Annotated in this window: 20 protein-coding genes; 11 read left to right on the top strand and 9 right to left on the bottom strand. The window is 57.4% G+C overall.

Annotated features, from left to right (window positions below; translation table 11 throughout):
• Positions 1-125 precede the first annotated feature (125 nt).
• Both pyrD and ACJ8HA_RS09045 read left to right on the top strand, forming a co-directional pair.
• Entirely contained in the window at positions 126-1,136 is a 1,011-nt protein-coding gene (gene pyrD, locus ACJ8HA_RS09050) for a quinone-dependent dihydroorotate dehydrogenase (RefSeq protein WP_019454516.1), read from the top strand.
• 176 nt (positions 1,137-1,312) lie between these two features.
• Positions 1,313-1,861 (top strand): cell division protein ZapC, encoded by a 549-nt coding sequence (locus ACJ8HA_RS09045; RefSeq protein ID WP_004928171.1) that lies wholly within the window; start codon positions 1,313-1,315, stop codon positions 1,859-1,861.
• 6 nt (positions 1,862-1,867) lie between these two features.
• Here ACJ8HA_RS09045 and ACJ8HA_RS09040 read toward each other — a convergent pair whose 3' ends face one another.
• Positions 1,868-2,971: a YcbX family protein gene (locus tag ACJ8HA_RS09040; protein WP_016928298.1), complete on the bottom strand. Its 1,104-nt coding sequence runs from the start codon at positions 2,969-2,971 to the stop codon at positions 1,868-1,870.
• Positions 2,972-3,074: 103 nt separating this feature from the next.
• On the opposite strand from ACJ8HA_RS09040, the gene rlmKL reads away from it, so the two are divergent.
• The 6 genes from rlmKL (at position 3,075) to rmf (ending at position 11,132) form a co-directional block, all read left to right on the top strand.
• Positions 3,075-5,201 (top strand): bifunctional 23S rRNA (guanine(2069)-N(7))-methyltransferase RlmK/23S rRNA (guanine(2445)-N(2))-methyltransferase RlmL, encoded by a 2,127-nt coding sequence (gene rlmKL, locus ACJ8HA_RS09035; protein ID WP_025302302.1) that lies wholly within the window; start codon positions 3,075-3,077, stop codon positions 5,199-5,201.
• Positions 5,202-5,206: 5 nt separating this feature from the next.
• Entirely contained in the window at positions 5,207-7,111 is a 1,905-nt protein-coding gene (locus ACJ8HA_RS09030; protein WP_049295345.1) for an ABC transporter ATP-binding protein, read from the top strand.
• Between the two features lie 76 nt (positions 7,112-7,187).
• Complete coding sequence (gene pqiA / locus ACJ8HA_RS09025) at positions 7,188-8,501, top strand: membrane integrity-associated transporter subunit PqiA (RefSeq protein ID WP_442515367.1); 1,314 nt, start codon at positions 7,188-7,190, stop codon at positions 8,499-8,501.
• The gene (pqiB, locus tag ACJ8HA_RS09020) at positions 8,488-10,134 is read left to right on the top strand and encodes an intermembrane transport protein PqiB (protein WP_025302305.1); all 1,647 of its coding nucleotides are present in this window, start codon (positions 8,488-8,490) and stop codon (positions 10,132-10,134) included. Before pqiA ends, pqiB begins: the two co-directional genes overlap by 14 nt.
• Positions 10,131-10,691, top strand: a complete 561-nt coding sequence (gene pqiC, locus ACJ8HA_RS09015) for a membrane integrity-associated transporter subunit PqiC (protein ID WP_043137613.1) — start codon at positions 10,131-10,133, stop codon at positions 10,689-10,691. The genes pqiB and pqiC overlap by 4 nt, the downstream gene beginning before the upstream one ends.
• A 270-nt stretch (positions 10,692-10,961) precedes the next feature.
• On the top strand, positions 10,962-11,132 hold the full coding sequence (rmf, locus tag ACJ8HA_RS09010; RefSeq protein ID WP_004928150.1) for a ribosome modulation factor: 171 nt from the start codon (positions 10,962-10,964) through the stop codon (positions 11,130-11,132).
• 64 nt (positions 11,133-11,196) lie between these two features.
• On the opposite strand, the gene fabF is transcribed toward rmf, so the two are convergent.
• The 4 genes from fabF to ACJ8HA_RS08990 all read right to left on the bottom strand — a co-directional run bounded on the left by fabF (position 11,197) and on the right by ACJ8HA_RS08990 (position 15,734).
• Complete coding sequence (fabF, locus tag ACJ8HA_RS09005) at positions 11,197-12,474, bottom strand: beta-ketoacyl-ACP synthase II (protein ID WP_025302307.1); 1,278 nt, start codon at positions 12,472-12,474, stop codon at positions 11,197-11,199.
• Positions 12,471-12,998 (bottom strand): winged helix-turn-helix transcriptional regulator, encoded by a 528-nt coding sequence (locus ACJ8HA_RS09000; protein ID WP_025302308.1) that lies wholly within the window; start codon positions 12,996-12,998, stop codon positions 12,471-12,473. The genes fabF and ACJ8HA_RS09000 overlap by 4 nt, the downstream gene beginning before the upstream one ends.
• A gap of 400 nt (positions 12,999-13,398) precedes the next feature.
• A complete protein-coding gene (fabA, locus tag ACJ8HA_RS08995) occupies positions 13,399-13,917 on the bottom strand; it encodes a bifunctional 3-hydroxydecanoyl-ACP dehydratase/trans-2-decenoyl-ACP isomerase (protein WP_004928144.1) in 519 nt (172 codons plus the stop codon).
• Between the two features lie 68 nt (positions 13,918-13,985).
• Complete coding sequence (locus ACJ8HA_RS08990; RefSeq protein WP_162495999.1) at positions 13,986-15,734, bottom strand: AAA family ATPase; 1,749 nt, start codon at positions 15,732-15,734, stop codon at positions 13,986-13,988.
• Between the two features lie 210 nt (positions 15,735-15,944).
• Between ACJ8HA_RS08990 and matP the strand changes: the two genes are divergently transcribed.
• Positions 15,945-16,403, top strand: a complete 459-nt coding sequence (matP, locus tag ACJ8HA_RS08985; RefSeq protein WP_004928138.1) for a macrodomain Ter protein MatP — start codon at positions 15,945-15,947, stop codon at positions 16,401-16,403.
• A gap of 102 nt (positions 16,404-16,505) precedes the next feature.
• Here matP and ompA read toward each other — a convergent pair whose 3' ends face one another.
• Positions 16,506-17,585, bottom strand: a complete 1,080-nt coding sequence (gene ompA, locus ACJ8HA_RS08980) for a porin OmpA (protein WP_015377358.1) — start codon at positions 17,583-17,585, stop codon at positions 16,506-16,508.
• 356 nt (positions 17,586-17,941) lie between these two features.
• Positions 17,942-18,448 carry an SOS-induced cell division inhibitor SulA gene (gene sulA / locus ACJ8HA_RS08975; protein ID WP_025302310.1) on the bottom strand — a complete coding sequence of 169 codons (507 nt, stop codon included), beginning with the start codon at positions 18,446-18,448 and terminating at the stop codon, positions 17,942-17,944.
• Positions 18,449-18,677: 229 nt separating this feature from the next.
• Here sulA and ACJ8HA_RS08970 point away from each other — a divergent pair, with 229 nt between their 5' ends.
• Complete coding sequence (locus ACJ8HA_RS08970; protein WP_369435683.1) at positions 18,678-19,334, top strand: TfoX/Sxy family DNA transformation protein; 657 nt, start codon at positions 18,678-18,680, stop codon at positions 19,332-19,334.
• A gap of 4 nt (positions 19,335-19,338) precedes the next feature.
• On the opposite strand, the gene yccS is transcribed toward ACJ8HA_RS08970, so the two are convergent.
• Together yccS and ACJ8HA_RS08960 are read right to left on the bottom strand one after the other, a co-directional pair.
• The gene (gene yccS / locus ACJ8HA_RS08965; protein ID WP_049204262.1) at positions 19,339-21,474 is read right to left on the bottom strand and encodes a YccS family putative transporter; all 2,136 of its coding nucleotides are present in this window, start codon (positions 21,472-21,474) and stop codon (positions 19,339-19,341) included.
• Positions 21,475-21,500: 26 nt separating this feature from the next.
• Positions 21,501-21,953, bottom strand: coding sequence for a YccF domain-containing protein (locus ACJ8HA_RS08960; protein ID WP_025302313.1), 453 nt, complete (start codon positions 21,951-21,953; stop codon positions 21,501-21,503).
• 166 nt (positions 21,954-22,119) lie between these two features.
• Between ACJ8HA_RS08960 and helD the strand changes: the two genes are divergently transcribed.
• Positions 22,120-24,174, top strand: coding sequence for a DNA helicase IV (gene helD / locus ACJ8HA_RS08955; RefSeq protein ID WP_049208049.1), 2,055 nt, complete (start codon positions 22,120-22,122; stop codon positions 24,172-24,174).
• Positions 24,175-24,204 lie beyond the last annotated feature (30 nt).

The following is a 24,204-nucleotide window of genomic DNA, read 5'->3' as shown; positions in this document are numbered from 1 at the left end:
ATTTGGCGGTGAAGTGGGAAAACGATTGCGTAAAAACGGCTTTTTTTGCCTTTAATCAATTCCAATTAGGCGGGGGATACCGGATAATACGCCCCCGGTTTGCAACCGGGAAATCAGGAGAGTCCATGTACTACCCCCTCATCAGGAAAGCGTTGTTCCAGCTCGATCCGGAGCGCGCGCACGAAGTGACCTTTCGTCAGCTCAGCCGTATTACCGGCACCCCATTAGCGTTTCTTGTCCGTCAGTCCGTGCCGACCAAACCGGTCAGCTGCATGGGGCTGTCGTTTAAAAACCCGCTGGGATTGGCCGCCGGTCTGGATAAAAACGGCGAATGCATCGATGCGTTCGGCGCGATGGGCTTCGGCCATGTGGAAGTCGGCACCGTGACGCCGCGTCCGCAACCGGGCAACGACAAGCCGCGCTTGTTCCGCGTGGTTGAGGCGGAAGGCCTGATTAACCGCATGGGGTTCAATAACCATGGCGTGGACAATCTGGTTGAAAACGTTAAGAAATCCCATTTCGGCGGCATTCTTGGGATCAATATCGGCAAGAATAAAGACACGCCGGTCGAGCAGGGAAAAGACGATTATTTGATCTGCATGGATAAAGTTTATCCGTATGCCGGATATATCGCGATTAACATCTCTTCACCGAATACGCCGGGGTTACGATCCTTACAGTATGGCGAAGCGTTGGACGATCTTTTGGCTGCGATTAAAAATAAGCAGCAGGAATTACATGCGCGCCATCACAAATATGTGCCGGTAGCGGTAAAGATCGCGCCGGATCTTTCTGAAGAAGAATTGATCCAAATTGCCGATAGCCTGGTGCGGCATAATATCGATGGCGTGATCGCCACCAATACCACGTTGGATCGAAAATTGATCCAAGGGCTGAATTACTGCGAACAAGCGGGTGGGTTAAGCGGGCGTCCGTTGCAATCACGCAGCACCGAAGTGATCCGTCGCCTCTCCACCGAACTGCAGGGGCGCTTGCCGATTATCGGCGTAGGCGGCATTGATTCGCTGACGGCGGCGCGCGAAAAAATGGAGGCCGGCGCGAGCCTGCTGCAAATTTATTCCGGATTTATCTATCACGGCCCGCGTTTGATTAAAGATATCGTTACCCATATCTAATATTTTTCCTCTCATTTTATTCCGGGGGTTTATTTCTGCCCCCGGCTCGTCTATATTTTGTTCGTTAGCATAAATATCGTTCGCGGAATTATCCGATGTTTAAGCTATTTTATCGGTGATAAAATCGCCTTTTAGGGTGAGTGCGGCATTGGCATAGGCAGCGAGAAGGATACGAAATGAAGATAAAACCTGACGATAATTGGCGTTGGTATTTTGATGCCGAACACGATCGGCTAATGCTGGATTTAGCTAATGGTATGATCTTTCGTTCACGTTTCCCGGCCAAAATGTTAACGCCGGACGCCTTTGATGAATGCGCTTTTTGCGTGGATGACGCCGCCCTTTATTTCACCTATGAAGAACAGTGCAAGCAGGTCAAGCTGAGCCATGAACAGCGCGCCGAGCTGGTGTTGAATGCGCTGGTCGCCTATCGCTTCCTGAAACCGCTGATGCCAAAGAGCTGGCATTTCTCGCAGCAGCATTACCCGCTGCAGCCGAAAAATGGCGAGCTGGCGGCGGTGAAAGTGATGGAGAGCGGCGCGGAAGCGCGCCTGCTGGTGGTGGAGGCCGGGGATAACGCCAGCCTGTGCCTGCTGGCGCAAAATCAGCTGACGGTCGCTGGCCGTACCATGGTATTGGGTGACGCCATCAAGGTGATGCACGATCGGCTGAAACCCTGCGCGCAGGATGAAAGCGCCGCCCCGGCTTACGACAGGGCGGTATAAGGCGGATTACGCCAACGTCAAATCACTTTTCGGGATGCAGCTGCAGCACAGGATGGTGCCGTTGTCGCCCAGCGCGCTTTTCTTCAGGGGCGCGACTTCACCGCTCAACAACGTAATGCGGCAGCTGCCGCAAATCCCGGCGCGGCAGGAGTAAGGTACGCGGATGCCTTGCTGTTCCAACTGCTCGAGCAGGATCTGCTGGTTATTGCCGGTAAACACCTTGCCTTCATATTCGATCGTGACGCTGTGCGCGCTGTCTTGTGGCGCCTGCACGCTCTCTACCACTTTCCCGGCGCCATAAGGGCGCGGCGGCTTGGTCGACAGCACTTCCACCGTATCGCCCACGCGAATGATGCCGCTGTTGCGCGCGATCATATTCTGGCCAAAATCGATGTCGCCGTTGTCGGCGGAGCGGAATTTTTGCAGCGTGCTGAGCGGTTCGCCGCTCGGGTGCTTGCGGCCACGCTCGGTGCTGACGGTGGTAAGCACGCAGCGGCTGCAGGGTTTCACCAGATCGAACATCACGTCACCGACGCGGATCACCTGCCAGCCGTCTTCGGCCCAGGCGGTGGCGCCGCTCACCACCAGATTGGGGCGGAACTGCTCTAGCTTGATGCTGCCGGGGCAGCGCTGTTGCAGATCGTTGAACGAAGCCTGGTTAATCAGCAGATAAGGGTAGCCGTCGGCAAACGTCAGCGGGATTTCAGGGTGTTTCTTGACCCGGCGGGTCAGCTCCGGCCCCAGCCAGCGCAGCTGCACGTCGCGCTGGAAATAGCCGCTCAGCCAGCGGTTGATCTCATCTGGCGCAGTCAGCGCGGTGAAATGGTTGCCCCATACCTCGGTCGGCTGCGGCGCGGCGGCGAAGTCGCTGAAGCGAATGGCGGCGCTTTCACCGTCCGGCGCGGTCAGAAACAGCCCATCCGGCAACAGCGCCGGCGTGAACAACACCATCTGCGGATATTGGCGCGCGGTAATAAAGGTGCCGTCCGGCTCGGTGATCATAAAGTTGCGGTCGAAGGCCAGACCGCTGCTGCCGACCTGGGCGTAAGAAAGCTGCAGGCCGCGCAGTGATTTAACCGGATGGACGTAGAGTTTGGAAAGCGTGATCACCCTTATCTCCGTGCGATGATTAAATAGAAGGGAGCAACTTTATGACAAGCGGTGCGGATTAGCTATAATGCGCAACAATTTTCTTTTTGGTGATAAGTACGATATGAACTCTCTGTTTGCCAGCACGGCGCGTGGATTGGAAGAACTGTTAAAAAGCGAGCTGGAAGCGCTTGGCGCTCACGACTGCAAAGTGGTGCAGGGCGGGGTACATTTTCAGGGTGACGATCGTCTTCTGTACCAAAGCCTGCTGTGGAGCCGCCTGGCTTCGCGCATTCTGTTGCCGCTGAACGAATTCCGCGTGCACAGCGACCTGGATCTGTACCTTGGGGTGCAGGCGATCGACTGGCCGAGCATTTTTGGCGTGGATAAAACTTTTGCCGTGCATTTCAGCGGCGTGAACGAAGAGATCCGCAACAGCCAATATGGCGCGCTGAAGGTGAAAGACGCCATCGTCGACAGCTTCACCCGTAAACTTGACCAACGCCCGACGGTTGCCAAGCAGCAGCCGGATATTCGCGTTAACGTCTTCCTGCAACGCGATATGGCCAGCGTGGCGCTCGATCTGAGCGGCGAAGGCCTGCACCAGCGCGGCTACCGCGATCTCACCGGCCAGGCGCCGCTGAAGGAAAACCTGGCGGCCGCCATCGTGCTGCGCTCCGGCTGGCAGCCGGGCACGCCGATGCTCGATCCGATGTGCGGCTCCGGCACGCTGTTGATCGAAGCGGCGATGATCGCCGCCGATCGCGCGCCGGGTCTTCACCGTCAACACTGGGGCTTCAGCGCCTGGAATGGCCACAACGCCGAACTGTGGCGTGAAGTCACCACCGAAGCACAGGTTCGTGCCCGCCGCGGTCTGCAGGAAACCGCCTCTCGCTTCTTCGGTTCCGATATCGATCGCCGGGTGATTGAGATGGCGCGCGGCAACGCCCGCCGCGCCGGCGTCGCCGAACTGATCACCTTCAACGTCGGCGACGTCGCGCGGTTGACCAACCCGCTGCCGGAAGGCCCGCACGGTACCGTGATCAGCAACCCGCCGTATGGCGAGCGTCTGGAAAGCGAACCGGCGCTGATCGCGCTGCACAACATGCTGGGCCGCGTGATGAAAAGCGCCTTCGGCGGTTGGCAGCTGTCGCTGTTCAGCGCCTCGCCGGAGCTGTTGAGCTGCCTGCAGCTGCGCGCCGAGCGCCAGTTTAAGGCGAAGAACGGCCCGCTGGAGTGCGTGCAGAAAAATTATCAGCTGGCGGCAAGCCCGGCCGGTGCCGCTACCGGCGGCGTGCAGGTGGCGGAAGATTTCGCCAACCGTCTGCGCAAGAATTTGAAGAAGCTCGACAAGTGGGCGAAGCAACAAGGCATTGAATGCTACCGCCTGTACGATGCCGATCTGCCAGAATACAACGTCGCGGTGGACCGCTACGGCAGCAAGGTGGTGGTGCAGGAGTATGCGCCGCCGAAAACCGTCGATGCACAGAAAGCGCGTCAGCGCCTGTTCGATGTGATCAACGCGACGCTGGCGGTGCTGGAGCTGCCGTCGAATCAGCTGATCCTGAAAACGCGCGAGCGGCAGAAGGGCAAAAACCAGTACGAGAAACTGGCGCAGAAGGGCGAGTTCCTGCTGGTGGAAGAGTATAACGCCAAGCTGTGGGTCAACCTGACCGACTATCTCGATACCGGCTTGTTCCTCGATCACCGCATCGCGCGCCGTATGCTGGGCGAGATGAGCAATGGCAAGGACTTCCTCAACCTGTTCGCCTATACCGGCACCGCCAGCGTGCATGCCGGGCTGGGCGGCGCGCGCAGCACCACCACGGTGGACATGTCGCGCACCTATCTGGAATGGGCGGAGAAGAACCTGCGCGCCAACGGCCTGACCGGCCGTCAGCATCGATTGATCCAGGCCGACTGCCTGTCGTGGTTGAGCAACGCCAACGAACAGTTCGACGTGATCTTCATCGATCCGCCGACCTTCTCCAACTCCAAGCGGATGGAGAACACCTTTGACGTGCAGCGCGATCACCTGGCGCTGATGAAAGATTTGAAACGGTTGCTGCGCCGCAACGGGACCATCATGTTCTCGAACAACAAGCGCGGTTTCCAAATGGATATGGCAGGGCTGAGTGCGCTGGGCCTGGAGGCGAAAGAGATCACCGCCAAGACGCTGTCGCAGGACTTTGCCCGTAACCGTCAGATCCACAACTGCTGGCTGGTGACTCACGCCGGCGAAGGAAAATAATTACTATGTCGTTAATCAGCATGTCCGGCGCCTGGCTTTCTTTCAGCGATGCGCCACTGTTAGACAACACCGAAATTCATATCGAAGACAACGAGCGCGTGTGTCTGGTCGGGCGCAACGGCGCCGGTAAATCTACGCTGCTGAAGATCCTCGGCAAAGAGATCCCGCTGGATGACGGCCGGGTGATCTACGAACAGGATCTGATTGTGGCGCGCCTGCAACAGGATCCGCCGCGCAATATCGGCGGCAGCGTGTTCGACTTCGTGGCGGAAGGCGTTGCGGAGCAGGCAGAACACCTGAAGGCGTATCATGCGATTTCCCACCTGGTGGAGAGCGATCCGAGCGAGAAAAACCTGGCGCGCATGGCGCAAATCATGGAGATCCTCGATCACCAGGGACTCTGGCAGCTCGACAGCCGCATCAGCGAAGTGCTGCTGCAGCTGGGGTTGAACGGCGACGCAGAACTTTCCTCGCTGTCCGGCGGCTGGCTGCGTAAAGCGGCGCTGGGCCGTGCGCTGGTGAGCTCGCCGCGCGTATTGTTGCTCGACGAACCGACCAACCACCTGGATATCGAAACCATCGACTGGCTGGAAGGTTTCCTGAAAGAGTTCGACGGCAGCATCGTCTTCATCTCGCACGACCGTTCGTTTATCCGCAACATGGCGACGCGCATCGTCGATCTGGATCGCGGTAAGCTAGTTTCCTGGCCGGGCAACTACGATCTGTACCTGCAGAGCAAAGAAGAAGCGCTGCGGGTGGAAGAGCTGCAAAACGCCGAGTTCGATCGCAAGCTGGCGCAGGAAGAGGTCTGGATCCGTCAGGGCATCAAAGCGCGCCGTACCCGTAACGAGGGCCGCGTGCGTGCGCTGAAGGCGCTGCGCGTCGAGCGTTCAGAACGCCGTGAAGTGATGGGCACCGCCAAGATGCAGGTGGAAGAGGCGACTCGCTCCGGCAAAATCGTATTTGAGCTGGAAGACGTCAATTATCAGGTTGGCGAAAAAGTGCTGGTGCGCGGTTTCTCCGCTCAGGTGCAGCGCGGCGACAAGATTGCGCTGGTGGGGCCGAACGGCTGTGGCAAAACCACGCTGCTGAAACTGATGCTCGGTCAGCTGAAAGCCGACAGCGGCCGCGTGCACTGCGGCACCAAGCTGGAAGTGGCTTATTTCGACCAGCACCGCGCCGATCTCGATCCTGAGCGCACGGTGATGGACAACCTGGCGGAAGGTAAACAGGAAGTAATGGTCAACGGCCGCCCTCGCCACGTCTTGGGCTACCTGCAGGACTTCCTGTTCCACCCGAAGCGAGCGATGACGCCGGTGAAGGCGCTGTCGGGCGGTGAGCGTAACCGCCTGCTGTTGGCTAAGCTGTTTCTGAAACCGAGCAATCTGCTGATCCTCGATGAACCAACCAACGATCTCGACGTCGAAACGCTGGAGCTGCTGGAAGAGCTGATCGACGGCTATCAGGGCACCGTGCTGCTGGTCAGCCACGATCGTCAGTTCGTTGACAACTCGGTGACCGAGTGCTGGATCTTCGAAGGCAACGGCGTGATCAATGCCTTCGTCGGCGGTTACTACGATGCGCATCATCAGCGCGCGACGGCGAAACCGATTCGTCAGGCGGCGCCGAGCGCGAGCAAACCGGCGGCGGAGAAAAAGGCCGAACAGCCGAAGAAAACGGCGGCCAAGCTGAGTTACAACCTGCTGCGTGAGCTGGAACAGCTGCCGCAGCGGCTCGAACAGCTGGAAGCGGAAATCGAAGCGCTGCAGGCGCAGATGAGCGACGCCGACTTCTTCACGCGGCCGCATAGCGAAACGCAAGAAGTGCTGACGGCGCTGGCTGATGCCGAGCAAGCGCTGGAACAGGCTTTCGCCCGTTGGGAAGAGCTGGAAGCGATGAAAAACGGCTGACCGTTGCGATGCCGCCCGCGCGCTGCTGCGGGCGGCATCGACGTGCCGGTGAGCGACGTTATTTAGGAGGAATATGGTGTGTTCCCACAACAATCATCAGCAGCATAGTCATTCCGCACCCTCGGCGGCGCAGCAGGATAACCTGATGCTGTGCCCGCAGTGCGACATGTTGGTGGCGCTACCGCCGCTGGCCTATGGCAGCAAAGCGGTATGCCCGCGCTGCAAAACCACGCTCAGCGCCCGCTGGGACGAGCCGCGCAAGCGGCCGATCGGTTACGCGCTCAGCGCCTTGTTCATGCTGGTGCTGGCCAACATTTTCCCGTTTATCAACATGCGCGTCGCCGGCCTCGGCAACGAAATCCGGCTGATCCAAATCCCGGAAGTGATGGTGGCGGAAGACTACGCCAGCATGGCCACCTTGTTTATGGTGTTCGTGCAGCTGATCCCGGCGTTTTGCATGGTGGCGATTATCCTGCTGTGCGCCAGAGTGCGCTTGCCGCTGGGGCTCAAAGAGTGGATGGCCCGGGTGCTGTTCCAGTTCAAAACCTGGTGCATGGTGGAGATTTTCCTCGCCGGGGTGCTGGTCAGCTTCGTCAAGCTGATGGCCTATGGCGATATCGGTATCGGCAGCAGCTTCGTGCCTTACTGTCTGTTCTGCCTGCTGCAGGTGCGCGCTTTCCAATGCGTGGATCGGCGCTGGCTGTGGCAGGACATCGAACCGGCACCGCGTCTCGATCGCCCGCTGACGGTAGGACGCACCGGCATGCGCCAGGGCGTGCGCTCCTGCGCGTGCTGCACGGCGATCCTGCCGGCCGATCAGGTGAGCTGCCCGCGCTGCCACACCAAGGGCTACGTGCGTCGCCGCCACAGCCTGCAGTGGACGCTGGCGCTGCTGGTGACCTCCATCATGCTGTATATTCCGGCCAACCTGATGCCCATCATGGTGACCGAGGCGCTGGGTAACAAAATGAACTCCACCATCATGGCGGGGGTGATCCTGCTGTGGGGGGACGGCTCTTATCCGGTAGCGATGGTGATTTTCATCGCCAGTATCATGGTGCCGTCGCTGAAAATGTTGGCGATCGGCTGGCTGTGTTGGGACGCCAACGGCAGGAAGAAACCGCGCGCCGACAGCGAGCGCATGCACCTGATTTATGAAGTGGTCGAGTTCGTTGGCCGCTGGTCAATGATCGACGTGTTTGTGATCGCCGTGTTGTCGGCGTTGGTGCGAATGGGGCAGTTGATGAGCATTTATCCCGCGACGGGCGCCGTGCTGTTCGCGCTGGTGGTGATCCTCACCATGTTCGCCGCCATGACATTTGATCCCCGGCTGACCTGGGATCGCGCAAGTGAAACAATCAACAAGGAGCCGCAAGGTGACGGAAAATAATCATAGCGTCGCGGACGTCGAGAAGATCAAACGCTGGTCGCCGGTGTGGATCATTCCCATCGTGACCGCGCTGATCGGCGCCTGGATCCTGTTTTACCACTTTAGCCATCAGGGGCCGGTAGTGACGCTGGTGACTACGACGGCGGAAGGGCTGGAAGCGGGTAAAACCAAAATCAAAAGTCGCAGCGTTGACGTCGGCGTGGTGGAAACCGTCACGTTGAGCGATGACCTGAGCAAGGTGATGGTGCAGGCGCGTCTTAATTCCGGCATGGAGAAATTGCTGCGCCAGGATTCCGCCTTCTGGGTGGTGAAGCCGCAGATCGGCCGTGAAGGCGTTTCCGGGTTGGGGACGCTGCTCTCCGGCGCCTATATCGAACTGCAGCCGGGCAACAAGGGCAAAGACGGTAAAGACAACTACCAGCTGCTCGACGCGCCACCGCTGGCCTCTCCGGATGCCAAAGGGCTGCGTATCGTGCTGGACAGCGAGAAATCAGGCCAGCTTAACGCCGGCGATCCGGTGCTGTTCCGCGGTTATCGCGTCGGGTCGGTGGAAACCAGCTATTTCGATCCTAAAGCGCGCGCCATGCGCTATCAGCTGTTCATCACCGCGCCTTACGATCAGTTGGTCACCACCAACGTGCGCTTCTGGAAAGACAGCGGCGTGGCGTTTGACATGTCGGCGCAGGGCATGCGGGTAGAGATGGGATCATTGACCACGCTGTTCAGCGGCGGCGTCAGCTTCGACGTGCCGGACGGCTGGGATCGCGGCGAACTGGCGAAAGAGAAGGCGGAGTACCAGCTGTTCGACAACCAGCGCAGCACGCAGGATTCGCTGTATACCGTGCATAAGGATTACCTGCTGTTCTTCTCCGACTCGGTACGCGGCCTGCAGCCGGGCGCGCCAGTCGAGTTCCGCGGCATCCGTCTGGGTACGGTGGCGCAGGTGCCGTTCTATAAAGACGGCATGGCGCAGCGTCTGGATAATGATTACCGCATTCCGGTGCTGATCCGCATCGAGCCGGATCGCTTCCAGAAACAGCTGGGCGGCAACTTCGATATCGAAGGGCACTTGAAAGACGCCGAGTCCCGCGGCATGCGCGCCTCGATGAAGTCCGCCAACCTGCTGACCGGTTCGCTGTATATCGATCTCGACTTCTATCCGCAGGAGAAACCGTGGAAAGGGCCGCGCGAGCTGTTTGGTTATCCGCTGATGCCAACCACCAGCGGCGGTCTGGCGCAGATCCAGCAGAAACTGATGCAGACGCTGGACAAGATCAACGCGATGCCGATCAATCCGATGATCAACGAGGCGACCAAGACGCTGGCGGAAAGTCAGAAAACCATGAAGTCGACGCAGCAGACCATGAAGTCGTTGAACGACATCATCGCCAGCAAAGAGATGCAGGCGCTGCCGCAGGACATGCAGAAAACGCTGCTGGAGTTGAACCGCAGCATGAAAGGGTTCCAGCCAGGTTCGCCGGCTTACAACAAGATGGTGGGCGACATGCAGCGCCTCGATCAGGTCTTGCGTGAGCTGCAACCGGTGTTGCGCACCCTGAATGAGAAGAGTAACGCGCTGGTGTTTGAAGCCGCCGGCAGTAATGACCCTCAGCCGAAGAAGGCCACGAAATGATGAAATGGATCCCGGTAGCCCTGGCGCTGTTGCTTAGCGCCTGCAGCAGTTCGCCACAGAAGACTTACTATCAGTTGCCGGCGCTGGGCGCGCCGGCCGCGGCCAGCAGCAGCGGCGCCTCCACGCGCCAGCTGTGGCTGGAGCACGTGAGCGTGGCGGATTATCTGGCGCAGAGCGGCGTGGTGTATCAGACCAACGACGTGCAGTATGTGATAGCCCAGAACAACCTGTGGGCCAGCCCGCTCGACCAGCAGCTGCAGCAAACGCTGGTCACCAACCTGAGCAGCGCGCTGCCGGGTTGGGTGGTCTCTTCGCAGCCGATGAGCAGCGATCAGGATGTGCTGAACGTGACCATCAGCGGCTTCCACGGCCGTTTTGACGGCAAGGCGATCATTCGCGGCGAGTGGGTGCTGAACCGCCAGGGGCGCTTGATCAAACGGCCTTTCAGCCTGGAGCTGAAACAGGGTGAAGACGGCTATGATGCCCTGGTGCGCACTCTGGCGCAGGGGTGGCAGCAGGAAGCCCAGGCTATCGCCGCACAGATGGGCGGCATTTAGTCATAATTTGGTCTAAAATCGTCTAATCCCTGTCGCCGTGGAAATTCGTTTTTTCTCGCTGGCAGGGATTTCTATTTCATTTCAATTGGTTAACTCCTTCCCCGGCAGATCAGCCACTTAGCACTTTCCTCGGGCGTAGCTCACAAATATGACATTGGCGTGAATTTTGCGCATTGATCTTCTCTTCTTTTAGCGCTATTGATTACTCGTGGCTGCGCAAAAAGCAGCCATTGTTTTCTTTCCACCAGACCAAAATGAGGGAAACGAGGCATGAAGAGACAGAAACGCGATCGTCTGGAAAGGGCGCATTCGAGAGGGTATCAGGCAGGTATTTTAGGGCGTTCCAGGGAACATTGTCCCTACCAATCATCGGTGGACGCCCGGTCTCAATGGCTGGGAGGTTGGCGAGAAGCCATGGAAGACAGGGCTGTGACCGCTTAAGCGGCTCCCTGTCAAATAAAAGGAATAACCTCCGCCCTTTGGCGGAGGTTTTTGTTTCAGGCGTTTATTTATCCTGCCAGCGCTTCAGCAAAATACTCGCATTCACGCCGCCAAAGCCGAAGCCGTTTGATAAGGCGTAGGTCATATTCATCGATTCCGCCTGTTTCGCGACCAGATGCAAGCCTGCCGCCGCCGGATCGGGGTTATCCAGATTTAGCGTGGCAGGGGCTATCTGATCGCGCAGAGCCAAGGCGGTAAAGATGGTTTCCAGCCCGCCGGCGGCGCCCAGCAGGTGCCCCGTCGCTGATTTTGTTGAGGTTACGGCGACAGTCCCGGCCGTGCCAAACAGGTGTTTGATGGCGTTGATTTCGCCCAAATCCCCTACGGGTGTCGATGTCGCGTGCGCATTTAAATGCTGTACCTCCTCGGGAACGACGTTCGCCTGCTTCAACGCGATTTTCATCGCCCGATAGGCGCCGTTGCCGTCTTCAGCGCCGGATGTCATGTGGTAGGCGTCGGCGCTGGTGCCATAGCCGACGATTTCCGCGAGCGGGGTGGCGCCGCGCGCCAGCGCGTGTTCCAGCGTTTCAATCACCAGCATGCCGGCGCCTTCCCCCATGACAAATCCGTCCCGGGCGCTGTCGAAGGGCCGAGAGGCCTGTTGCGCCAATTCGGCCGGAGCGGTGGACATGGCGCGCGCGGCGGCGAACCCGCCCAGGCTGACGGTATCTATAGCGGCTTCGGTACCGCCGCACACGGCGATATCGGCTTCATCATTGCGGATCATACGCACTGCGTCGCCAATGGCTTGCACGCCGGCGGCACAGGCGGTGACCGGCGCGCCAATCGGCCCCTTGAAGTGGTGTTTGATTGAAACGTGGCCGGCCGCCAGATTGACCAGGAATGAGGGGATGGTGAACGGCGACAGCCGTTTGGCTCCGCGGCTGTCGGTTGTGCGCACCGCCTGGGCAATCGCCGGGAAACCGCCAATACCCGAGGCAATGACGGTGGCTGTGCGCTCTTGTTTTTCGTCCGTATCGGCTATCCAGCCGGCCTGACGAATGGCTTCATCCGCCGCCGCCATAGCAAACAGGATAAAGCGGTCCATTTTCTTTTGGTCCTTGGGGGCGACGGAGGCGTCGGGGTTGAAGCCCGCTTCAGCATCTTGCGCCAGCGCCGGGACTTGTCCTCCGACCTTGACCGGTAAATCTGCAACGATCTCGTCAGGCAACGCTCGAATGCCGGATTCTCCTTTTAACAAACGTTGCCAGATGGCTTCAATACCGCACCCTAGCGGTGAAACGGCGCCCATGCCGGTAATGACGATACGACAATTGCTCATGATGGCTCCTTGGTAAATTCGGGTAAATCGGCGAGGCGCCGCTGCCGCATCAGTTCGGCGCGTTGATATATGCCATCGCTTGCCGCCGGCCCTGGCGCCAGCGTAATGAACTGCGGCGGCACCGGCTGTTGGGTATCACGATTGACCAACTGGACTTGGATCGGCCGATCGTTGCGTCCGTCGACCAACAGGGCGCTGACGTCCCCGTCGGTCAGATGATTGTTGCCCCATTGTGAGAGCGCCGCCAACACCGGGAGAAAATCGTTGCCGCGCTCAGTAAGCAGGTAGTGATAGCGCACCGGCCGCGTTTGATAACGTTCTTTATACAGAATGCCGTGGGCCACCAAATCCTTCAGGCGACGCGCCAGTAGCGTGGGTGACATACCCAGACTTTGTTGGAATTCGTCGAATTTGGACAACCCCTGAAAGGCATCACGCAGGATCAGAATGCTCCACCATTCCCCGACGCGATCTAATGAACGCGCGACGGGGCAAGGTGCATCGCTAAAGCGGGTTTTTTGCATACCTTTCTCACTAAGTACAATAATTGTAGTTACTATGCTAGTCATGTTAGAGGATCTTGAGGGGCAAGAGAATAACCGGATGCAAAAAAAGCGCTATTGCACTGATGCGGGTAGTGAGGGAGGCCGCCTTTCAGGCTGCCTATTGCTTTGGCCGCTTCGGGTAAGAATAGGGTAAAGACCTATGGGGGAAGACATTTCGGTGAAGGGCGATGAAATAAGGTACACCCAGCATCAATGCCAACGTGATGAGATATTCCATAACGCCGACGGCGGCTAAAAGAAGATGCGGATGGTCTTTGAAAGTCGGGAAGTAAGAGAAAGAAATGCCATCACGTTTCGACGTGATGGCATGCGAAGAGCGTTAGAAGAGAAGGCAGTGGCCGCCTTCCCGCCAGCGTGATTAGAATGCGGTGGTATCTTTGAACAGGCCCACTTTCAGATCGGTGGCGGTATAGATCACTTCACCGTCAACCAGCACTTCGCCATCGGCGACGCCCATGATCAGCTTGCGGGTAATGACGCGTTTGAAGTTAATACGATAGGTTACCTTCTTCGCGGTTGGCAGCACCTGGCCGGTGAACTTGACTTCACCGACGCCCAGCGCGCGGCCTTTGCCTTCGCCACCCAGCCAACCGAGGTAGAAACCGACCAGCTGCCACATCGCATCCAGGCCCAGGCAGCCAGGCATGACCGGATCGCCGATAAAGTGGCAACCGAAGAACCATAGGTCCGGATTAATATCCAGCTCCGCTTCCACATAACCTTTGTTGTGAGTCCCGCCGTCTTCGGTCATTTTGACCACGCGGTCCATCATCAACATGTTACCCGCCGGCAACGGTGGGCCACCGGCGCCGAACAGCTCGCCACGACCGGATGCTTCGAGGTCTTCTTTCGTATAGGAATCGCGTTTATCTACCATGTTCTCAGTAAGCCTTATTTTAATGAAGGACGCAGGTTAGCTAACACGTGTACGCTGAACAAGTCCGATCAGCCGTGGTTGAACCAGTTGAGCCAGCGTAGCGGCCACGGACGGCGGCGTTCCTGCAGGCTCACCTGCGCAATCCGTTCCTGAATGGCCGCCAACAAATTCGGCTGTTGTTCGTCAGAGTAGAGGCAACCTGTGAGTAAAGGCAAGGCTTCCGCCGCGCTCTCTACCGCCCACAGATGGAATTGCCCTTCGCGTACCGCGTCGACGATATCCTGGCGCAAGCACAGGTGGCGCACGTTGGTTGCGGGCAAGACGACACCCTGTTTGCCCGTCAGGCCGCGGCGTAAACAAACCTCGAAGAAACCTTCGATCTTTTCGTTAACGCCACCTATCGGCTGTACGTTGCCAAATTGGTCGACGGAGCCGGTGACGGCGATCTGTTGGGTGATCGGTTGCTGTGACAGGGCGCTGATCAATGCGCACAGCTCAGCCAGCGAGGCGCTGTCACCGTCCACTTCACCATAAGATTGCTCAAAGACGATGGAAGCGGAGAAGGGCAGTTGCTGATCAAGATCCAGTTCGGCGATCAGGAACGCCTGCATGATCATCATGCCTTTAGCATGCAGGTTGCCGCCCAGTTCGGCTTTGCGCTCGACGTCGGTGAACTCGCCGTCGCCGAGATGCACAACGCAACTGATGCGCGACGGTTCACCAAAGCTGCGTGGATGGCCCGGATAATCCAGGACTGACAGACCGTTGATCTGCCCGACCACTTCGCCCTCGGTCTCAATCAGGATCTGACCCAGCTCGATCTCATCCTGCATACGCTCGGCCAGATAGCTTTCACGCCATTCGCGGGCATTCAATGCCGCTTCAAACGCTTTGGCCGTAATGCGGTCTTCTTCGGCGTACAGTGCAGCTTCGGACAACTGCTGCCCAAGCCAAACCGGCGAGAGTGGCAGGATGCCCTGATCGCCACTATAACGCACCGCCTGAACGATCAGCGGCAGCCAGGCATCGGCCGCCAACATCGGTAACTGCCGCTCGGCGATCACACCGTTGACGTAGCCGCACCACTGCGCCATATCATCAACTTCAGTCAGTTGCAGATCGTCTTCATATTCGCCATAGACCGCTTGTTCACTCAGTTCTGGCTCGATATCGTGGAAATCGGCCAGGCCGTGGCGGTCGCCGACCACAATCAGCCGCAGATCCAGCGGCATCGGCGGAATAGCAACCGGCAGCGGGCGGGTTTCGTCAGGCGAAACCCAATGGAACTGACGCTGGCCGATCATTTGCTTCAACCGCAGCCATAGCAACGGCTGGGCCAGCAGCGCCCGGGCTGACAGGATCAGAATACCGCCGTTGGCCTGGTGCACCAGGCCGGGCTGCAGAGTGATGTCGCCATTGTGGATCCGCACGCAACCAAACAGCTGCTCCGGTTCAATCCACTCTTGGAACACGCAAGCACCGCCGGCAGCGAAAGGTTCATCGCCATGGCTGGCAGGCTCTACGCTGACCTTGCCATCCTGAATGACATAGTGGCTGCCGCGGCATGCCGTGTTTTGCGGCAGCAGCGGTTTGACGGCGTTAGCGATCAGTTCCAGGTATTCTCGCGTTTCTTGCGCTTTCAACAGCATGAATCGCGGTGGCGATTGAGGGTGGCAAAATAGCGTCAGGGCATTTTCCAGCCGAGGCTGAATGGCGGAAAAGGGCACGGGTGCCAACTGAGCGGCGGTATCAAATATCGCCTGATAAGGCGTTACGTCCGGCAATAAAGATTGCCATTCAAGTCGGTTATTGGTCAAAGTGTTAGATGCAATCGTTAAAAAGGGAAAGGGCGATTATACAAGAATAACGGCGGCTTGATACATGCGGAGTGCCAGTTGGCATCAGGGAGTTTGACATCACGCGGTGACTGTGCAAAAAACAGTCTAAAAGACGGCTTAATTGCCGGGGAAATTCGGCGCAAAGCTGTTATGCTTATTTGAAGTTACGCGGTCACTGAAGAGCTCAAGATGAAATATCAGCAACTGGAAAATCTAGAGAGCGGTTGGAAATGGAAGTACCTGGTGAAGAAGCACCGGGAAGGGGAGCTTATTACCCGCTACATTGAAAACAGCGCTGCTCAGGAAGCGGTTAACGAGCTGCTGAAGCTGGAAAATGAGCCGGTAAAGGTACTTGCATGGATTGCCGCTCATATGAATCCGGAACTGGATAACCGGATGAAGCAAACAATCCGCGCCCGCCGCAAACGTCATTTTAACGCAGAACATCAGCATACGCGTAAAAAATCTATCGATCTGGAGTTTTTGGTTTGGCAACGATTAGCTGCTCTGGCGCGCCGCCGTGGCGTTACGCTTTCGGAAACCGTCGTGCAACTTATCGAAGACGCTGAACGCAAAGAAAAGTATGCAAACCAGATGTCATCGTTGAAAGAAGACTTGAAGGCGATTCTTGGCAAAGATCCCAAGTAAGTGCGTGAGAGCGCCTTTGTGGCGTTTGACCTTGAAAGGTTGTGGCAACAATAGGACGAAAAAAAACCCCGCTAGGCGGGGTTTTTTATTAGGCGAGTAAACTTAGCCCTGAGGCTGAGTTACAACGTCTTTGATACCTTTAACTTCGATCTCTACGCGACGATCTGGTGCCAGGCAAGCGATCTGAGCTTTGGTAGCGCGGCCAGATTTGTAGCCACAGGTGTTGCCAGTAACTGCATCTGCTTCACCCATACCACGTGCAGAGATTTTGTCTGACGGGATGCCTTTGGAGACCAGGTAGTCAACAACGCTTTGTGCGCGCTGTTCGGACAGTTTCTGGTTGTACTGGTCAGAACCAACAGCGTCGGTGTAACCCAGAACAACTACAGAACCATCTTTAGGATCCATGGAGCTCAGCTGGGTGTACAGCTGATCCAGAGCCTGCTGGCCTTCTGCTTTCAGAGTAGACTTGTTGAAGTTGAACAGCACGTCAGACTTCAGAGTGAAACGCTTGGTTTCAACAACTGGAGCCGGAGCTGGAGCTGGTGCTGGAGCAACTACGTCATCCTGACCGAAGCGGTAAGAAACGCCCAGGCTCAGCATGGTGTTGTCTGGACGTGCGCCAACGGTACCTGCGTCACCGATGTTGCTTACGAACTGGTAATCCAGGCGAGTAGCCCAGTTTTTGGTCAGTGCGTATTCAACACCAACAGCAGCCAGCGGAGAAACGCCGGTGTCGTGGTCGCTCAGGCGCTGGCCAGTACGGCCGTAGTTAGCTTTGGAGTCTGCACGCCATACCATACCACCCAGACGAGTGTAGATGTCCAGATCGTCAGCAATTGGGTAGCTCAGTTTAGCGGCCAGTTGAACGCCCTGCGCTTTGAAAGCACCGTTGTTCACGCTGCCTTTGTAAGGCATGCGGCCGAGCCAGTCATAGCCCAGCTCGAAGCCCAGGTATTGGTTTGCCTGGTAGCCCAGGAACGCGCCGGCACCCAGCTGATCTTTGTGGGTTGGGCCGTTGCCGATACCGTTCTGGTAACCGTTACCGTAGAAACCAGTGTCGTGGTACTGGGACCAGCCCAGTTTAGCACCGGTGTACCAGGTGTTATCTTTTGGAGCGGCTTGCGCTACGGTAGCGAAACCTGCCAGTGCCACTGCTAATGCGATAGCTGTCTTTTTCATTTTGCGCCTCGTTATCATCCAAATAGGCAATGAGCTTTAAAGCTGTTTAAGCCCTTGGTTAAATTCCTTCGCCAAGGTTTAAGCCCTCGTTTGTTACTCGCCAGTTTTTCTGACGTTATAGAGCAACCTTGGCGATGTAAAGTCTACAACGTGGCGCGAAAGTTACAAGTGTGATGTGATAAGGCTCTAAAAAAAAACGCGGAATCGTACATATTTGCTAACATTCTTTGCCTAAAAAAACGGCGATTCATCGAGCATTTTTGCTTGCCAAACCGCAGCCGGACTAGCTTTGTGCCTTCCCACGCAAAGGTTCCGCTTAGGGGGTGCGAAAATGATGGGAAAAATCCTAAATTTACTTAATGATACAAAGAAGAGTGAATTTTTAGGGTGGAACAGTGTCCGTGAGTCGGGTTAATGTCACGTTGAGGCCGCATGATAAACCCATAGGCATTACCCAATTCTGCCGCACGTCTTAATTTTAGACGATCCTCCTCCGTTAGCTCAGGCAACCAGCCGAGAACCACGCTGTAATTTCCCGTTTGCAGCGCTTTTTCCATTGCCTCGACCGTATTCACCGGGCTGATCTGGCTCAATTGCATCATCTTATCTACAGGCAGGCCGGATTGCTGCAGCCATTGTTTGCTTAATTTTTGCTGCGGCGTCAGCCACAGAAGCCAGCGAGACTGTTTGCCCAGTTGTTGCAGCAGGGGCAACAGCAATTGGGCCACTGCGGGCTGGCGCTCGTTGTAAACAAGTTCACTGATCAAGCCATTTTCTTTGCCGACATCTGTGTTCTTCGCAACATTGCGCGCTGTATAAGAGCCATGGCCGAAATGAGGTTGGTAGAGTGATTGAGTACGCATAAAGTTCCCGCCCGTCGTGTTACTGTATGTTTATACAGTATCCCTGATTTAGGATAAGATCAACCCAAATTTTCGTAGCGGCTCGCATAATTGCGATCATTTTTTGTACCGATGATTTTTGTGATTGGCAGGCGGGCGGATAGTGCGTATTTTTCTAATTAGTTGTTCACGTTACTTTTTTCATTGATGAGAGAAATAATACGGCCAGAACCTAAAAAGGAGGAACGCTATGAAAAGGATGTCGACGAGAAGAATCGCGCAGGCTAAAAATTGCTTTGCGGTGCTGGGAGCCATCACAACACGGTCACAGTTTGGTGGCTACGGCCTGCTGGCCGAGGGGGTAATGTTTGCGGTGATAGCGGACGGCGAGCTGTACTTGCGGGCTACGGCGAGCATGGAACCGGCCTTTCGTGCCAGAGGGATGGTCAATATGGTCTACTCCAAGCGTGGAGCGCCCATCACTTTGCGTTATTACTGGGTTGACGAGTCGCTGTGGCGGGAACGCAACGAGCTGGTGGGGCTGGCCTGGCAGGCTGTCAGGGAGGCGCGCCGGGAGCAGCGGCTTAAGGCTGGCGATCACGGCCGACTGAAGGCATTGCCGAATATTGACGTTAATATGGAACGTCTGCTGTGGCGAGCGGGCATTCGCAACGCTTATGACCTGCGGCTGCATGGCGCCAAACGCAGCTATCTCCGTTTATTGAAACAGCAGACTAATTTGGGGCTACGAGTGCTGCTGTCGCTGGGCGGGGCGATAGCCGGTTATCATCAGGCGGCGTTGCCGGCCGAATTACGCAGCGAGCTAGTGCGTTGGTTCGATCATACGATGGCGATGCGCCGCCATGGGCATGAGCCGGTTATTCAGGGCCCATCGAACGGGCCCTGAATAGTTAGGCTGCCTTATTGATTTGGGCATGCAGCGCGGTGAGCTCTGGCAGCAGCTCGAGCACCAATCCCACCTGCTGCAAGACCAATTGTTCTTTGCTTTCAGGTTCCGGAACGGCTTTGCTGATGCGCTCCGCCAGCTGTTCCAACGCCTGCGCAATGCGCTGGCTGTTCCGTTCTTCCTGATGCAAGGCGCCGTCCACGTAACACACGGCGTCATTGAGCAGATCGAGCGTGGCCGGGGTATTCAGCCGCTCGCGGTGCGCCCCCAATGCGGAGATATAGCTCAGGAGCGTGTGGTTCAGACAGAGCAAGCGGAAGGCGGCTTCCTGCAGCGCTTTGTCGGCTTTGGGATCGGCGGACATGTTGGAGATGACCGAAGCCAGTTCGGCATCGCTGTTGTGGGCATCACGTCGCGCGATGCGGTAAGCGAGGCCGTTATCCTTACCCTGGTGGTATTGCACCAGAATGGCGTCCAGATAACGGCAGTTGGCATTCAGCGTTTTATCCACCACCGCCGGCAGTTGGCGGAACTTCCAGTCCGGCCAGATAAAGCTGACTGCCGCCCAGGCGATGGCACAGCCCAGCAAGGTATCGTAAACGCGCGGGGCTGCCACTTCGAATCCTTCGCCCAACAGGTTAAAACACAACAGCACCAGCAGCGTGATGAACATCGTCGCGTGGGCATATTGTACGGTGCGGAAAGCGAAGAACAGAACGCCGGTGATGACGATCAACACCAGTTGCCCTTCCAATGACGGCACGAAATAGAGGATTGGCAGGCCGATCAGGATACCGGCCAGGGTACCGATGATGCGTAGCGCCAGGCGTCGGCGGGTAGCGTTGTAGTTCGGTTGACAGACGAACAGGCTGGTCAACAGGATCCAGTAACCGTGCTGCATACCCGTGAACTGGATGAAGGCGTAACCCACGCACAGTACCACCGACATGCGGATCGCGTGGCGGAACAGGGCCGACTGAGGCGTCAAATGGCGGCTGATGCGCAGCCGAATATCGCTCCAGCCGGTTAAGCGGTCGTCGGCCAGGCTGTTCTCTTCCGCTTGCCCGCTGGCCAGCGTCTGCTCTGATTCTATATTGGCCAGCTGCGCATCGATCGCATGCAGGTTTTTCAACAGATGCGCCAGCGCCTTGGTCTGCTCGTTATTGCCCTGGGTTTCGGCGATGCGCGCCAACGCCTCCTGAATGCGGCTGAAAGCCGGTTCAAAGCGCGGGTTGTGCTGGTACTTTTGCCGCAGCAGGATCGATTGTGCCAATTGGCGGCAGGCGCGTGCCTGCATGCTCAGCAGACGCTGGAAGCGGAACAAAATGTCGCTGTGACGAAATTGCCGGCTGAGCGCGTGGTACTGAACGTGGGAAGAGCTGGCACGCTCGTGGATATCCTGCGCGACAAAATAGTAGTGCAAGGTGCGGCGGGTGCCGCGCTGGCCACGATCGCCTTTCAGGCGCGTCAGCAGCGAGGCTTTGGTTTGGTTAAGCAACGCGACCAAGGCGCTGTTGGCCATTGCGACATCCATCCATGGCAGGTCGGCGTCGCGTTCGGCGTCGGGATCGAACAGATTGGCTTTGGCATCCAGATAGTTGGCCAGTTGATCGTAACAGCGCGCCAGGTTCTCTTGCAGCGGCCGGATCGGGAACAGCAGGTGGCCTGCCAACGTCAGCAGGTTGTACCACAGCGCGCCGATCACCAGCAGCAGCGGTTGCTGATACCAGGCATCGTACATCGAGGTGCCGAGCATGGTGTAAACCGCGATCAGCAGCGCGCCGAAGGCGATGGTGGCATAACGCTGCCCCAAGGCGCCGAGCAGGATAAAACCGCAGGTCGACGTGGTTAAGCCAAGGGCGAACAACCAGGGATAAGGGAACAGCAGCTCGATCGAGGCGGAGGCAACAAAGAAGCACACCAGCGTGATAAGCAGGTTGCGTAACCTGCCGGCCAGGCGGTCATCCAAATCGGTCAGGGCGGCTGCCACCACGCCCAGCGTTAACGGGATAGTCAGCTTGGGAATGCCGAGCCACCAGGGAACGGCGGTGGTGCCGATCAGCGCAATGAGGATGCGCAAGTGATACAGCAGGTTGCTGTTGTAAGTATAACGACGAACTGCGGGTGCAAAAGAGCGCACGAAAAACTCCTCAAACGGAGAAAAAATTAACGCTGTTGATAGTGGCGGCGAGCATTCTCAATACGGGCTTGCTGAGCCATTTCTACCGAGACGACGCGGCGTCCCACCGGCCACAGCGCGATGGCGGCTATTTTGAAATTGGCGATGCCGACTGGAATGCCGATGATTGAAACGCATTGCACGATACCGGCGGCGATGTGTGACAGGCACAGCCACCAGCCGAACAGCACCAGCCAGATAATGTTGAGCAGCGAGCCGCCAGCGGAGAGCAGCGCATTGCTTTTTTCCGGATACAGTTCATCGACGTGTATCGCTTCGTTGCCGAACGGCACCAGCGACAGCTTGGTGATTTCCCAACAGGAGCGGGTAAGCGGCAGTGTGATGACAAGCAGCACGCTGAACACCGTAGCAATAAGCCAGCCTAGCGTGGTGAAGAAACCGCCCAACACAAAATTAAGAATATTCAGTACAGTACGCATAGACGTCATTCTGCTCTAATGATAGCCAAACCGCGATGCGGGCGTATTCACGATAAAAACGCAAAATCTATTCTACCCTTTTTTTAGCGCTAGAGTGCCACTGCTTATCGCAGGTAAACTGGCAGATATCCGTTATTTAATCTCAACATAGTCATGGCGCGACGATATGGAACTTAAAGCGACATCGCTGGGGAAACACCTGGCTCAGCACCCTTATAACCGCGTGCGGTTGCTGCACGCCGGCGTTGAGGTGAGCGGGGAAAAACATGAATACCTGATCCCCTTCAATCAACTGATTCAGGTCAGGTGCAAGCGCGGCATCGTCTGGGGCGAGCTGGAATTTGAATTGCCGGACGAAAAAGTGGTGCGGCTGCACGGCACCGAATGGCAGGAAACGCAGCGTTTTTATCACTATCTGCAGCAGGCGTGGCAGCAGTGGAGCGCCGAAATGAGTGAGGTCAGTGCCGGCGTGTTGCAGCAGCAGGTGGCACAGATTCAGCGCATAGAGCAGCAAGATAAATGGTTCAAAAAGTCTGAGCTGGGCAAGCTGCAACAGCAAATCCGTGAGGCTTTCTCCGCGCTGCCGATGCCGGTGACGCGTCTGGAGGAATTCGATAACTGCCGGGCCGATTACCAACTGTGTCTGCAATGGCTGCAGCAGGGGTTACGCAGCGTCGAACAACGCAACCGGCAGTGGACCGATCGCATGCTGGAGCAACATCACGACTTCTTCCAGACCGTCGAAAGCTCACCGCTCAATGACTCCCAGAGCCGCGCGGTGGTCAACGGCGAGGATTCCGTTCTGGTATTGGCGGGGGCCGGCAGCGGCAAAACGTCGGTGCTGGTGGCGCGCGCCGGCTGGCTGCTGCGCCGTCAGGAAGCGCAGCCGGGCCAAATCTTGCTGTTGGCTTTCGGCCGCCAGGCCGCTGGCGAGATGAACGACCGCATCAAAGAACGTTTGGGTGATGTCGGCATTCAGGCCAAGACCTTCCATGCCTTGGCGCTGCAAATCATTCAACAAGGCAGCCGCAAGGCCCCGGCCATCAGCCGGTTGGAAACCGATGCCAAAGCGCGCAAAGAGCTGCTGATTACCCATTGGCGCCAACAGTGCGCGGAGAAGAAAGCGCAGGCCAAGGGGTGGCGTCAATGGTTGACCGAAGAGCTGGAATGGGAAGTGCCGGAAGGCGACTTCTGGCAGGATAAGCGCCTGGCGGATCGCCTGGCAAGCCGGTTGGAACGCTGGTTGGGGCTGATGCGCATGCACGGCGGCAGCCAGTCGGAAATGATTGAGCAGGCGGATGAAGACATCCGCGATCTGTTCTCAAAACGTATCCGGCTGATGGCGCCGCTGCTGAAAGCCTGGAAAAGCGCCTTGAAAGAGGAAGGGGCGGTGGACTTCTCCGGCCTTATCCATCAGGCGGTCAACATTCTCGACAAGGGGCGCTTCGTCAGCCCGTGGAAACATATTCTGGTCGACGAGTTTCAGGATATCTCACCGCAGCGTGCGCTGTTGCTGGCGGCATTGCGCCGACAGAACAAGCAGACCTGCCTGTTTGCGGTGGGGGATGACTGGCAGGCGATTTATCGCTTCAGCGGCGCAGAATTGACGTTAACCACGGCCTTCGCCACGAACTTCGGCGAAGGCGCGCAGTGCGCGCTGGATACCACCTATCGCTTCAATGAACGTATCGGCGAGGTGGCCAACCGGTTCGTGCAGCAAAACCCGCACCAGCTGAAAAAACCGCTCAACAGCTTGAGCAAGGGCAATAAAAAGTCGGTGGCGATCCTGCCGCACGAGCAGCTGGAGCCCTTGCTGGATAAACTGAGCGGCTACGCCAAGCCGGATGAGCGCATCCTGGTGCTGGCGCGTTACCATCATCTGAAACCGGAAGCGCTGGCGAAGGCGGGCACCCGCTGGCCCAAGCTGGATCTGGAGTTTATGACCATCCACGCCAGCAAAGGGCAGCAGGCGGAATACGTCATCATTGCCGGTTTACATGAGGGGCGTGACGGCTTCCCCGCCGTGGCGCGCGAGTCGGTGTTGGAAGAGGTGCTACTGCCGCAGCCGGAGGATTTCCCGGATGCCGAAGAGCGCCGTCTATTGTATGTCGCGTTGACGCGCGCCAAACATCAGGTATGGCTGTTGCAGGATCGTGAACGCCCTTCGGTGTTCGTCGAACACCTGCAGGATCTTGGCGTACCGGTGCAGAAAAAACCGTAGGCATCAGGCCTGGCGCCAGCCAGGCCGTGA

The organism is Serratia sp. CY33802 (assembly GCF_052169095.1).
In the GTDB taxonomy this organism is placed as follows: Bacteria; Pseudomonadota; Gammaproteobacteria; order Enterobacterales; family Enterobacteriaceae; genus Serratia; species Serratia bockelmannii.
The sequence above is the reverse complement of the archived record's forward strand: the minus strand, read 5'-3'. Positions and strand labels throughout refer to the sequence as shown.